Below are 13113 nucleotides of genomic sequence, written 5' to 3'. Positions count from 1 at the left end.
CCATGCATTTCGCCGAAGAGTTCAAAGACAAAAAGGTCATCGTCACCGGTGCCTGCGGCATCATAGGCGGCTGGATCGCCGAGGCGTTTCGCGACGCCGGCGCGCAGCTTTGCCTGACCGACCGCGACGAGGCGAAACTTGCGGCAACGCTCGAAAGGCTCGGGGGCGGCGACCAGCACTTCGCCATCGCCGCCGACCTCATGGACGCAGACGCCCTTGCCAGCTTTGCCGAGAAGGTCAAGCAGCGCTGGAGCGCGCCGGACATCGTCGTCAACAATGCCGGCATCTACCCCTCCGGTTTCCTGCTCGACATCGACGTTGCCGATTGGGACGCAATCATGGGCGTCAACCTGCGCGCGCCCTTCATCCTGTCGAAGCTTTTCGCGCGCCAGATGATCGACGCCGGCAAGCGTGGGGCGATCATCAACATATCGTCGGGCGCGGCGCGCAAGATGCGCACCACCGTCGTTCCCTATTGCCTGTCCAAGACCGCGCTCGATCGCCTGACCAAGGGCTTTGCCCTAGAGCTCGCCGAATACGGTATCCGCGTCAACGCGGTCGAGCCCGGCTTCATCGCGGGAAGCAATGTGAGCCAGCTTCCCGACGAGCATGTCGAGACGGTCACCGCATCGATCCCGCTACGCCGTTCCTCCTCGCCGAAGGACGTCGCAAGCGCGGTTCTCTACATTGCCTCGGATGCCGCTTCCTACGTCACCGGCGCGACGCTGGCCGTCGACGGCGGCAATTCGATCGGCTCACAGGCCGTGTTCCAGGCCAAGAAGAAGGCGTTGTGATGCCGACGAAGCAGAACGGAGCAAAAGCATGACAAAGGTTTCCCACAACAGCTCACCGTGGCCGGCCTATGAATGGCCTGCAGGCAAGCAGTCCGCCGCGCTTCTGTCGGTCGACGTCGACGCCCATTCGCCGTTTCTCTGGTCGCTACGCGACGAGGTTCCCGACCGTCTCGCCGGTATCGAGATCCGCCGCTTCGGCCCGCGCACCGGCCTCTACCGCCTTCTCGACCTGTTCGAACGCTATGATTTCAAGGCAAGCTTCTACGTGCCCGGGTTCGTCGCCGAGACCAATCCGGAAATCCTGCCGGCGATCGTGGAGCGCGGCCACGAGGTGGGACTGCACGGCTATTTCCACGAGATCGTCGCCGACGTCTCCGACAAGGAATTCACCGGCGCGCTGGAGGCGAGCCATGAATTGTTCGTCAAACAGACCGGAGCCGCACCGGTGGGCTTCCGCTCTCCGGCCTGGGAGATGACCCCCCATATGCTGCGCGAGGTGAAGCGTCTCGGGCTTGCCTATGATTCCTCGCTTTCCGGCTTCGACCATCCCTACGACGTCGACGGGGTACTGGAGATCCCTGTGCAATGGGCGGTTGACGACGCCGTCTTCTTCAAATTCGAGGGCGGCGGTCGCGACAAATGGCCTTTGCAATCCGGGCGCGCCGTGCTTGAGGACTGGACTTCGGAATGGCGCATGCTCCACCGTTTCGGCGGGTTGTTCACCCTGACGGTCCACGATTGGATATCCGGACGCGCCCAGCGCATCGCGCTGCTCGAAGAACTCTTCGACAAGATCAAGGCTGAAAGCAGCGTCTGGGTCGCAACGGCGGCCGAGATCGCCAAGCATCATGCCAGCTCGGCGAACAGCGGCCGTTTCGCGGTCGCCGGCGCTATTCCCGCAGCGATCGGCCCGCGCAGATTCGGACGGGCCGATGACTGAGCATTGGGCGGTACGCAAGCACGCGGTGCGAAGCGAAAAGGGCCTCGTCGCCTGCCAGAACTGGCTTGCCGCCGAAGCGGGCGCGGCGGTGCTTTCGCGCGGTGGAAACGCGGTCGACGCGGCGGTCACCACTATTTTGACGCTGAGCGTAGTGGAGCCTTGGCTCTCCGGCATAGGTGGCGGCGGCTTCCTCCTGCACGCAGATGGACGCACCGGCGCGGTCGATGCGCTCGACTTCAACGTGATTTCTCCGGGCAAGCTCGATCCCGCCGATTATCCGCTCGTTTCCGGCCGCGACGGCGACTGGTTCGACTGGCCGTCGGTGAAGGAAGACCGCAACCTCATCGGCTATGGCTCGATCTGCGTGCCCGGAGCCATCGCAGGACTTGCCGCGGCACTCGAACGCTTCGGCACGATCAGTTTCGCCGAAGCGCTGCAGCCCGCCATCGAACATGCGCGACGAGGCCTGGTGCTCGACTGGTACACCGTGCTTTGCCTGGCGATCGATGCCGAGGGACTCGGACACTTTCCAGCATCTGCCGCGCTGTTCCTGAAGGAAGGTCGTGCGCCGCGCGTCCCCGAGCGCGGCGCCAATGCTCACCTCGCGATGCCGCGCAAGGCTGCGATGCTGGAGCGGCTTGCGAAAGTCGGTCCGCGCGATTTTTACGAAGGCGAGATCGCCTCGCTGATCATCTCCGACCTGCAGGACGGCGGATCGTCGATCGATGCCTCGGAGATGCGCGACTATGCGCCGGTTTGGCGCAAGCCGCTGATGACCGCCTATCGTGGCATGCAGGTCCACGCGATGTCCGGCCTGTCAGGCGGGCCGACCCTGGCGGAAGCGCTTGGCGAACTCGAACGCACATTGCCGGAAGGTGATGCAATGTCGGGTCAAACGGCACTTGCCTTCGCGCGCGCCATCCGGCGCGCCTCCGAGCACCGGCTGCGCAGCCTCGGCCATGCCGGCGGCGAAAGCTGCACGACCCATGTCAGCGTCGTCGATCGCGACGGCAACATGGTCGCGATCACCAACACGCTCCTGTCGCGCTTCGGCTCCAAGGTCGTGCTACCGTCGACCGACCTTTTGATGAACAACGGCGTCATGTGGTTCGATCCGCGTCCAGGCCAACCGAATTCGATCGCGCCGGCCGTACGGCCGTTGGCCAATATGTGTCCGTTGATCGCAACGGTTGAAGATCGGCCGGCATTCGCATTGGGCGCCGCCGGCGGCAGACAGATCATGCCCTCGGTGGCGCAGATCCTTTCCTACGTCGCCGCCTTTGGCATGTCGCTCGAAGAGGCGATGCACGCGCCGCGCCTGGACGCCAGCGGCGTCACGCTGCGCGTCAACCAGAATGCCCGGACGGATGTCGCCACGAGGCTCGCCGAGGAGTTTCCCGTCGAGATCGTCGAGGACACGCTTTACCCGGTCAATTTCGCGGTGCCGTCGGCGGTGATGCGCGTCGACGGCCAGAATATCGGCATGGCACATCCCAATCATCCCTGGGCGGCGGTCGGCATGGAGGGCGCATGACGGACCCCGTCCTTACGGTTGAGGACCTCAAGATCACGATCGGCGGCAAGCCGGTCGTCGACGGCGTCAGCTTTCAGGTCGCGCAGGGCGAAATCCTCTCCGTTGTGGGAGAATCGGGTTGCGGCAAGTCGATGACCGCTTTTTCCATCATGGGCCTGCTGCCGAAGGCGGCGCGTTTCGCCGCCGGCAGGGTAATGCTCGGCGACGTCGACTTGCGCGCCCTCCCGGAAAGCGGGCGCCGCAAATTGCGCGGCGATGAAATCGCCATGATCTTCCAGGAGCCGGTCGCATCGCTCAATCCGCTGATGAAGATCGGGCGCCAGATCGAAGAGAATCTCGCCATACATCGTCACATCGATCCGGGCGAGGCCAAGCGCGCGGCGATTGCAATGCTCGAGGAGGTCGGCATTCCCGAACCCGAGCTTCGCTATGGCCAGTATCCGTTCGAGCTCTCCGGCGGTATGTGCCAGCGCGCGATGATCGCAATGGCCCTGATCTGCCGGCCGAAGCTTTTGATCGCCGACGAGCCGACCACGGCGCTCGACGTCACCATCCAGGCACAGATCCTCGAACTGATGAAACGGTTGCGTGAGGAGACCGGCACCGCCATCCTGCTCATCACCCACGACATGGGCGTGGTGGCCGATATGGCCGATCGCGTGGCGGTCATGTATGCCGGCCGCGTGATCGAGGAAGCGCCGGTCGGCAATATCTTCGCAGGCCAGGAGCACCCCTACACGCGCCTTTTGCTGTCCACCATTCCACGCCTCGACGGCGCTCCCAAGACCATCCTGCCGACGATCGAAGGCACCGTGCCCGACATCGGGCAATGGCCGGTCGGATGCCGCTTCAATCCGCGCTGCCCGCTGTCGGATTCGCATTGCGTGGAAAGTCAGCCGCCATTGACGCCACGCGCGGATTCCGGCAACGCCGCATGCTGGCACAGCGACAGGGTCGGAGCGATACTATGAGCGAAACGCTGCTTTCGGTTCGCGACCTCAAGGTCCATTTTCCGATACGCGGTGGGCTCCTCGGCCGCCCGGTCGGCTGGGTGAAGGCGGTCGACGGCGTCGACCTCGACATCGGCGTTGGCGAAAGCATAGCACTCGTCGGTGAGTCCGGCTGCGGAAAATCCACTCTCGGCGCGGCGATCCTCGGCATGCAACGCCCGACCAGCGGCACGATCAGCTTCGAGGGCAAGCCGATCGTGCATGGCGAGCCGGCTGCGTTGCGCGCCTTCTCGCGCGACGTGCAGATCGTCTTCCAGGATCCGGTGGCCGCGCTCAATCCGAAGCTGACGATCGGCGAGAGCATCGCCGAGCCGCTGGCCATCCATGGCATGGGTAGCGCCAAGGAGCGCCGCGAGCGCGTCGCCGAACTGCTCGGGCTCGTGGGTCTCCATCCGCAACATGCAGAGCGCCGGCCGAATGCCTTTTCCGGCGGCCAGCGCCAGCGCATCGTGATCGCCCGCGCCCTGGCGCTCAACCCCAAGCTGCTCATTCTCGACGAGCCGGTGTCGGCGCTCGACGTTTCAATCCGCTCGCAGATCCTCAACCTGTTGCTCGATTTGCAAAAGCGCTTCCGCCTTTCCTATCTGTTCATCAGCCATGACCTGTCGGTGGTGCGCCATTTCGCGGACCGGGTGGCGGTTATGTATCTCGGCCATCTGGTCGAGACGGGAAGGACCAGCGAGGTTTTCGCCAATCCAGTCCATCCCTATACCGAGGCGCTTTTGAGCGCAGTGCCACTGCCCGATCCGATCGCGCAGCGCAGCCGCAAGCGCATCGTGCTCAAAGGCGACCTCCCGAGCCCGGCCAATCCGCCGAAGGGCTGCGCCTTCGTCACGCGCTGTCCGCTGGCCGAGCCGATCTGCCGCGAGACCGCGCCTCCCCTGGTTGCGCTGGATGGCGGCAGGCGCGCCGCCTGCCATGTTCGCGCGGCCGCCTGAAACCGACATCAAGGAAAAGCTCATGACCTCATCGATCACCCGGCGCGCCGTCAACGCGCCCGACGCCCCCCAGACCGCCGCCCGGCGCTATGCCCAGGCCGTCGAGATATCCGGCGCATCGCGCACTCTTTATATAAGTGGCCAGATCCCGGTCGGCGCCGACGGCCATATGCCGGAGGATTTCGAAAGCCAGGCACGGCTTGCCTGGGCCAATGTCGAGGCACAATTGCGCGCGGCCGGCATGAGCCTCGACAATCTGGTCAAGCTCACCGTCTTCCTGGCGGGCTACGAACATCGCGATATCAACGCCAAGGTACGTTGGGAGGTCATGGGCGATCGGACGATCGCGCTCTCGACGATCATCACCGGCGCCTATGACCCGGCATGGCTGATCGAGATCGAAGGCATCGCCGTCGCCTGAACTCAGGCGCTGTCGCGGGCAACGAGCAGATAGCCGGTATCGACGCTCCTGCCGTTCTTCCTGCCTGTCTCGTGCCGATCGACCAGCATGGCGACCGCACCATTGCCCATATGCCAGGGCTGCGGCTTCACCGTGGTCAGCGCCGGGTTCATCGCTGTGGCGATCTCATAGTCGCCCCAGCCCACGACGGCGATTTGGCCCGGAACCGAAAGCGACCTGCGCCCGCATTCGAAGATCACGCTGGCGGCCACGATATCGGTCGGGCAGATCACCGCGTCGAGCTGCGGGTCGATCGCCAGCAACGCCTCCAATGCGTGAGGCCCGCTGCCAAAACCGTGCGCCTCCTCCACGTGATAAATCAAATCGGAGCGCAGTCCGGCAAGCGCCATCTCTTCCCGGAAAATCGGCGGCCGCTCGTTGAACCGCCGCGAGGCCGGGCTGTCATAGCCTATCAAGCCGATCCGCCGGCGCCCCTTTGCCACCAGATGGCGGCAGACCTCGCGCATGGCGCGGTCGATGCGATAGCCGATCGCCATGTCGATCGCATCGTCGAGGAGCCATGTCTCGACCAACGGGATATGCGACTTGCTGAGAAGGTCGATCGAGGCCGGTTCGTGCTCGTTGCCGATCAGAACGATGCCGGCGACGCGCAGGCCAATCAGCGTCTCGATCGCCTCCATCTCCTGCTCCGGCGTGTCCGCCAGCATCAGGATCAGCTTGTAGCCATGCTCGGCGACACCTTCTTGCAGCCCGCTGATATACTGATAGAAGCTCGAGTTCTTCACCGACGGAATCGTCCCGCCGATCACGCGGCTCTTCCCCGCCGCCAGGTGGCCAGCCGACAGGTTAGGCACATAACCCAATTCCAAGGCTATCTCGAGGATCCGAAGCCGCGTCGCCTCCTGTACGCGATGCGGATGCCGATAAGCGTTGGAGACCGTCATCGGCGAGACTTGGGCCGCCTTCGCGACGTCCTGCATGGTTATCATGCGCTGATCCGCAACGCGCCCGTCACCGGTTTTCATTCGCCCTTCCGCATCCTCGAATGCAGTTTATTCCATCAAATCGACGCAGTCGGCAAATTCATTTTCTTTTGTCGGCGCTCGGTTGACTCATCGATTTCCAATCGTATTTTAGCGCTAAAATTAGGGAACGGAAGGCGTAAGGATGATTTCGCGCAGCCAGCCTGAAAGCCACGCTCGGCGTTCGCATCGGCGGGGCTCCAACCTTCCGGGATTTTCCATCCATGGCCGCTGAGCTCCGTCTCGCCGACATCCACAAATCCTACGGACCCGTACAGGCGGTAGACGAACTTGACCTGACGGTCGGCGAGGGAGAGCTGCTTGCGCTGCTGGGTCCCTCCGGCTGCGGCAAGACGACGACGCTGCGCATGGTCGCCGGCTTCGAGGAACCCGATCGCGGCACGATCCGCATCGGCGGCGACGACGTCACGTACCAGCCACCGCATAAGCGCAATCTCGGCATGGTTTTCCAGAACTACAGCCTGTTTCCTCATCGCACCGTGGCCGAGAACATTGCGTTCGGTCTGCGCATGTCGGGCGCCTCGCGCGCGGAGCAACAGACGCAGGTGGCGCGCATGCTCGACATGATCCGTCTGCCGGGACGGGAGGACATGTATCCCAATCAGCTTTCCGGCGGGCAGCAGCAGCGCGTCGCGCTCGCTCGCTCGCTGGTCGTCAACCCGCGGGTGCTGCTGCTCGACGAGCCGCTGGGCGCGCTCGACCGCTCCCTGCGCGAAAGCATGCAGTTCGAAATCCGTGAGATGCAGCAAAGGCTGGGCATCACCACTCTCCTCGTCACCCACGATCAGGAGGAAGCGCTGTCGATGAGCGATCAGGTGGCCGTCATGAATGCCGGGCGCATCCTGCAGATCGGCGCGCCGAGCACGATCTACGATCGTCCGGCATCGCGTTTCGTGGCGGAGTTTCTCGGGACGTCCAATATTCTGACCGGCAAGGCCGACGCTGACGGCCGCAAGCTTGCCGCCGGCGCCTATTCCTTCGCGCTGCCCGAGCCGCAGCCCGCTGGCGCTCCGGTCGTGCTTTCGATCCGCCCGGAACGCATGGTGCTCGGCGACGAGGCGGAGCGGTGCCCGTCGCGCCTCCGGGGCCGGATAACCGGCGCGGTCTTTCGCGGCAGCTACGCGGCCTATCAGGTTCGCGTCGAGGGAATGGAGAACGAGATTTTCGTCTACAGGCAGGCCGACGGTCCGCTCGGCGCCATCACCTACCGGGTCGGCGAGGAACATTGGCTTGGCTGGAACGCCGATGACGGCATTCTGGTCGACCCCGAATGAGGAATGGAAGTGAAATGACAGCCGCAACAAGAGGCGCGCGCATCGGCATAGATGTCGGCGGGACCTTCACCGACTTCGTCCTGTCGGACCCGCGCGACCGCAGCCTCTCCTTCTACAAGGAGCCGTCGACGCCCGACGATCCGTCGCGAGCGCTGATCGACGGCCTGCAGGCGCTTCTGGACCAGGTCGGTCTGGGGCCCCGGGACGTTTCCGTGCTGATGCACGGCACCACGATCGGTCTCAATGCCATCATCCAGCGCAAGGGCGCCCGCATCGGCCTCATCGTCTCCAGCGGCTATCGCGACATTCTGGAGATCGCGCGCTGCCGCATGCCATCGTCCTTCGACTTCCATGCGGACAAGGAAATCCCGCTGGTTCCCCGTGAGCGCATCATCGAGATCGGCGCGCGGCTGTCGGCTTCCGGCGCGGTCACTGCCAGGCCGGACGAGATGGAGATTTCTCGGGTCACTGCGGAATTGCAGGCGCTGAAGCTCGACGCAGCTGCGCTCGTGCTGATCAACGGATACACCCATCCCGATTTCGAGAGCGAGCTTGCAGAACGGATATCGAGCCAGGCAGGCGGCCTCGCCATCACATCTGCTGCTTCGATCTGGCCCGAGATCCGTGAATATGAGCGCACGCTCGTCGCTTGCCTCAACGCCTATATCCAACCACTCATCCAGCACTATTTCGATGGCCTGCGGGGTGGGCTGACCGAGCGCGGCGTGACCGCACCGATCGTGGTGACAGCTTCGAATGGCGGCTCGCTCAGCGCAGCCTCTGCGGTCGACCGGCCCGTCGAGACCATCCTTTCCGGCCCTGCTTCGGGCGTAATGGCCGCGGTGAGGCTCGCCCAGGCTGTCGACACGCCAGGCATCATCACCTTCGACATGGGCGGCACGTCCTCGGATATCGCCATCGCGGCCGGCGGCATGCCGGAACTGGCCACCCGCACGGATATAGGCGGCCTTCCGCTGGTGTTACCGGTGGTCGATGTCAGCGCGATCGGCGCCGGCGGCGGTTCGATCGTCTGGGTCGACCAGCACGGTATCATCAAGGTGGGACCGCAAAGCGCCGGCGCGAAGCCTGGGCCGGTCTCCTACGGCCAGGGCGGCGATCAGCCCGCCGTCACCGACTGCTATCTGACGCTCGGCTATATCGATCCGGCCGGTTTCCTCGGCGGGCGCATGAAGCTCGACGGCGATGCGGCCCGCGCCGCGCTCGCTTCCGTCGGCACCAGAATCGGCCTTTCCGGGAATGTCGCCGACGTCGCGGCCAGGGCGGCGGAGGGCGCGCTCGCCGTCACCACCGCAGGCATGGCCAGCGCGCTCTACAAGACACTCGCCGAGCGTGGGCTCGATCCGCGTGGCTTTGCACTGGTTCCCTTCGGCGGCGCCGGGCCGACACATGCGAACCTGCTGGCGGAAGAAGTCGGCATTCCGCACATCATCGTCCCGCCTGCCGCCGGCACCTTCTGTGCCATGGGCGCTGCGGGCGCGGACCTGCGCCGTGATTTCGTTCGCAGCCTGCGGCTCGCACTTGACGCCGGTTCCTCCGCCACGCTGTCCGAAACCTTCGAGGCTTTGAGGACCGAGGGGCTGAGTTGGCTTGCAGCCGAGGGAGGCGCCAAGGGCGAGACCCGTTTCGACCGAGCCGTCGACATGCGTTATGCCGGCCAGGCCTATGAACTCAGAGTCAACCTTCCTGCCGACGCGACAACGGCAGACGCGATCGCCGAGGCCTTCCATCGCGAGCACGAGCGCATTTACGGCTTCCGCGACACCGAGGCCGTCGTGGAACTGGGCACGGCGCGACTGGCCGCCGTCGGCATCACGCCGGACCTGCCGGTACCCGATCTCTACGCCGGCGGCACGGCTGTGGGTCCGAAGGGCGAACGCCCTATCTATCATCGCGGGACATGGATTCCGGCCGCAGTCTACAGCCGCGCCGCGCTGGTGGCGAGCCAGAGCCTGGCCGGCCCTGCCATCGTCGAACAGGAGGACACCACCGTCGTCATCCTGCCCGGATGGTCCGGTCGCATCGACCGGATGGGCAATCTGCATCTCGAAGGCATCGCGAAATGAAGCTCGATCCCGTCACGCTGGAAATCCTCAACAACAAGCTCGCCGCGATCACCGAGGAGATGTGCCTGACGCTGCAGCGCACGGGCCGCACGCTCTACGTCAAGGAAACGGCCGACTTCGCCTGTGCGCTGGCCGGACTCGACGGCCGCTTCTTCGCCTATCCGCGCTCGATCGGCGTTTCGGGCTTCGTCGGACTGGAATGCGCTCCAGCGATCGAGGCGGTCGGCCCGCTGGAACCGGGCGACGTGATCCTGACCAACGACCCCTACCGCTCGGAAGGCCTTGCGACCCATCTGCCGGACCTGCACATGATCGCACCCTATTTCCACGAAGGCGAGGTCGTCGCCTATGGCTGGTGCTTCGTGCATTGTTCGGACGTCGGCGGACGCGTTCCCTCCTCCATCTCTCCGACCAACACCGAAATCTACCAGGAAGGTCTGCGCATACCGCCGGTCAAGCTGATGCGCCGGGGCGAGATGAATCCGGACGTGCGCCTCTTCCTCGATGCCAACAGCCGCACCCCCGATGCCAATATGGGCGACATTCGCGCCATGCTCGCCGCTTTGGCGGCGGGCCAGCGACGCATCGACCAGGTCATCGCCCAGCACGGCGCCGCGACTCTTCTCGAGGCGGAAGAGGACCTTGTCGCCTATGCAAACCAGAAGGCGCGCAGCGTTCTGTCCACCATTCCCGAAGGCACATATCGTTTCGTCGACTATCTCGATGACGACGCGGTGAGCCACCTGCCGGTGCGCCTCGCACTTGCACTGACGATCCGCGGCGGCACCGTGCATCTCGACTTCACCGGCTCCGATCCGCAGGTCGCGGCCGCAATGAACATCCCCTCGCGCGGGCGCCCGCATGCCTGGTTGACGCTGCGCGTGCTGGCGCTGGTCCATACGCTCGACCAAACCGTGCCGCTCAACGCCGGCCTGCTCGGCCCGGTCTCCATCGAAGCGCCGCTGGGCAGCATCGTCAATCCAGAGGAGCCTGCGGCCACCGGCGTCCGTCATGCGGCGGCGATCCGGGTCAACGACGTTCTCAACGGCGCCTTCGGTCTGGCATTGCCCTCGGTGATGCCGGCCGCCTCCAGTGGAACGGTGATCCCAGTCGTCATGGCCGAGCCGAATGCCAAGGGTGGCCGCAACGTACAGGTGGTCGAGCCGATGATCGGCGGCACCGGCGCGCGCCAAGGGCACGACGGAGTCGACGGCCGCGATTCGGGCATCTCCAACCTCGCCAACAATCCCGTCGAGACGGTCGAGGCCGAACTCGGCATCGAGATATTGCGCTATGCCCTGCGGCCGGATTCCGGCGGCGCGGGCGAATGGCGCGGTGGCTGCGGCATGGAGCTCACCTTCCGCGTGCTCACCGACGGCACCAACGTGTTGGGCCGCGGCATGGAGCGGCTGCTGTTCCGCCCATGGGGGCGCAGCGGCGCGAACGCCGGCGAGCCCGGTAGCCTCGTCGTCAACGAAGGCATGCCCAACGAACACCACCTCGGCAAGATTGATGTGCTCGAGGTCAATGCCGGTGATATCGTGTCCTTCCGCACGCCGGGCGCGGGCGGCTGGGGCAACCCCTATCGGCGCGATCCGGCCGCCGTGCTCGCCGATGTGGCGAACGGCTTCGTCACCATCGAGGGCGCGCGCCGCGACTATGGCGTCGTCATTGCCGACGGCGGCGTCGACGAGCATGCAACACAGACCGCGCGCGCCGGCCGTGTTGCCGGCAACAAGGAAATCGCCTTCGGACCCGAGCGTGATGCCTGGGAAGAAATCTTCGCGCCCGAATTGATGGACGCGCTGAACCACAAGCTTCTCGCGCAGCCGCTCGCCCGCAGACAGCGGTTGCGTCACGAAATCCTCGGCGGCGCTCTCGGCCGGCTGCCGGAAGGCTTTCCGCGCAAACCGGCAACGCCGGATCAGGCCGAGACCGCCCGCCAGGCGCTCCGGGCGGCGCTTGCCGATTGATGAAGCGATGATTCTCAACTGTTAAGGCAGGAGATGGAAATGACGACCTTCACGAGACGACGACTGCTGAAATCCGGCGCCATGGCCGGAACCGCTCTGGCGCTGGGCGGATTTCCCCGCCTCGTCAACGCTCAAGGAGCTCCGCTCAACGTGACCGCGTTCGGAGGGGTCTGGGAGCAGGCCGTGCGCGACTGCTTCGTCGCGCCCTTCCAGGCGAAGACCGGCGCCACGGCCACGGTGTCGCTCGGCGGGCCGCCGCAATGGCTTGCCCAGGTCGAGGCCAATCCCGAAAAGCCGCCGGTCGACGTGCTCATCATGACGCCGGACTTGGCGTTAACCGCGGCCAAGGCCGGGCTGATGGACGACTTCACCGTCGAGAAGCTGCCCAACCTCGCCCAGATACCGCAGGTCTTCACCGACAGCGTGATAGGCAAGGGCACCGTCTTCGACTATGGCGTCGCCGGTATCACCTACAATAAGGAGACCGTCGCCGAGCCGCCCAAGTCCTTCGCCGAATTCGTCGACCGGGTGGCCGACGGCGAATTCATCGCGTCGCTGCCTTCGATCGCCTATGCGGTAACGCCGATCATGCTGATCTGGGCGATGGCCGAGGCATTGGGCGGCGGCGTCGACAATGTCGATCCGTTCTTCGATGCCGTCGCGCGGATGAAGGACAATCTGGTCTTTTGGGGCGGGCCCAACGATTTCTTCAATCATCTCGCCTCCGGCGAGGCGGAGCTCGGCATCTATTTCGATGGCCGCACCTGGAACCACTACGACGAGGGCGCGACCTGGATGGGCTTCATCAATCCCGAGGAAGGCGGCTCGCTCAACGCCGTAGCCGTGCAGAAGCCGGTCAATGCCAATCCACTGGCCTGGGATTATCTTAACGAAGTTCTTGACGCGGAAAACCAGACCAAGTTCGCAGAGATCATGAATTACGGCGTCACCAACGAGGAGGTCGTCTACTCCGAGAAGCTCAAGCCGCGCATTACACCCTGGCAGAACGCGGCCTTCCCGCCCTATGAGCAGATTGCGGAAGTCCGTAACGAGTGGGTGGACCGCTGGAACCGCGAGATCGGCATGTAGGCGAGAACCAGAT

The 13113-nt window shown here is 64.8% G+C and carries 11 protein-coding genes; 10 read left to right on the top strand and 1 reads right to left on the bottom strand.

The window, feature by feature from the left end:
* The first annotated feature begins 2 nt into the window (after positions 1 to 2).
* From XW59_RS18845 to XW59_RS18820, 6 genes are read left to right on the top strand one after another with little or no spacing between them, the layout of a single operon-like run.
* Positions 3 to 794: a glucose 1-dehydrogenase gene (locus tag XW59_RS18845; RefSeq protein ID WP_047146886.1), complete on the top strand. Its 792-nt coding sequence runs from the start codon at positions 3 to 5 to the stop codon at positions 792 to 794.
* Between the two features lie 28 nt (positions 795 to 822).
* Positions 823 to 1734 (top strand): polysaccharide deacetylase, encoded by a 912-nt coding sequence (locus XW59_RS18840; protein ID WP_047146885.1) that lies wholly within the window; start codon positions 823 to 825, stop codon positions 1732 to 1734.
* A complete protein-coding gene (locus XW59_RS18835) occupies positions 1727 to 3268 on the top strand; it encodes a gamma-glutamyltransferase (RefSeq protein ID WP_047146884.1) in 1542 nt (513 codons plus the stop codon). The genes XW59_RS18840 and XW59_RS18835 overlap by 8 nt, the downstream gene beginning before the upstream one ends.
* Complete coding sequence (locus tag XW59_RS18830) at positions 3265 to 4239, top strand: ABC transporter ATP-binding protein (RefSeq protein ID WP_047146883.1); 975 nt, start codon at positions 3265 to 3267, stop codon at positions 4237 to 4239. The genes XW59_RS18835 and XW59_RS18830 overlap by 4 nt, the downstream gene beginning before the upstream one ends.
* Positions 4236 to 5216, top strand: coding sequence for an oligopeptide/dipeptide ABC transporter ATP-binding protein (locus XW59_RS18825; RefSeq protein WP_047146882.1), 981 nt, complete (start codon positions 4236 to 4238; stop codon positions 5214 to 5216). The genes XW59_RS18830 and XW59_RS18825 overlap by 4 nt, the downstream gene beginning before the upstream one ends.
* Before the next feature lie 22 nt (positions 5217 to 5238).
* The gene (locus XW59_RS18820; RefSeq protein ID WP_246666140.1) at positions 5239 to 5637 is read left to right on the top strand and encodes a RidA family protein; all 399 of its coding nucleotides are present in this window, start codon (positions 5239 to 5241) and stop codon (positions 5635 to 5637) included.
* Positions 5638 to 5639: 2 nt separating this feature from the next.
* On the opposite strand, the gene XW59_RS18815 is transcribed toward XW59_RS18820, so the two are convergent.
* Positions 5640 to 6662, bottom strand: a complete 1023-nt coding sequence (locus XW59_RS18815) for a LacI family DNA-binding transcriptional regulator (RefSeq protein WP_246666139.1) — start codon at positions 6660 to 6662, stop codon at positions 5640 to 5642.
* Between the two features lie 221 nt (positions 6663 to 6883).
* On the opposite strand from XW59_RS18815, the gene XW59_RS18810 reads away from it, so the two are divergent.
* Genes XW59_RS18810 through XW59_RS18795 form a run of 4 tightly spaced genes read left to right on the top strand, consistent with a single transcriptional unit; the run spans position 6884 to position 13100 of the window.
* A complete protein-coding gene (locus XW59_RS18810; protein ID WP_047146881.1) occupies positions 6884 to 7954 on the top strand; it encodes an ABC transporter ATP-binding protein in 1071 nt (356 codons plus the stop codon).
* Positions 7955 to 7968: 14 nt separating this feature from the next.
* Positions 7969 to 10038: a hydantoinase/oxoprolinase family protein gene (locus tag XW59_RS18805; RefSeq protein WP_047146880.1), complete on the top strand. Its 2070-nt coding sequence runs from the start codon at positions 7969 to 7971 to the stop codon at positions 10036 to 10038.
* On the top strand, positions 10035 to 12011 hold the full coding sequence (locus tag XW59_RS18800; RefSeq protein ID WP_047146879.1) for a hydantoinase B/oxoprolinase family protein: 1977 nt from the start codon (positions 10035 to 10037) through the stop codon (positions 12009 to 12011). The genes XW59_RS18805 and XW59_RS18800 overlap by 4 nt, the downstream gene beginning before the upstream one ends.
* A 39-nt stretch (positions 12012 to 12050) precedes the next feature.
* Positions 12051 to 13100 (top strand): extracellular solute-binding protein, encoded by a 1050-nt coding sequence (locus XW59_RS18795; RefSeq protein WP_047146950.1) that lies wholly within the window; start codon positions 12051 to 12053, stop codon positions 13098 to 13100.
* Positions 13101 to 13113 lie beyond the last annotated feature (13 nt).

This window comes from Aquamicrobium sp. LC103, assembly GCF_001014615.2.
Taxonomy (GTDB): Bacteria; Pseudomonadota; Alphaproteobacteria; order Rhizobiales; family Rhizobiaceae; genus LBCQ02.
This window is presented reverse-complemented; position numbering and strand designations above follow the sequence as displayed.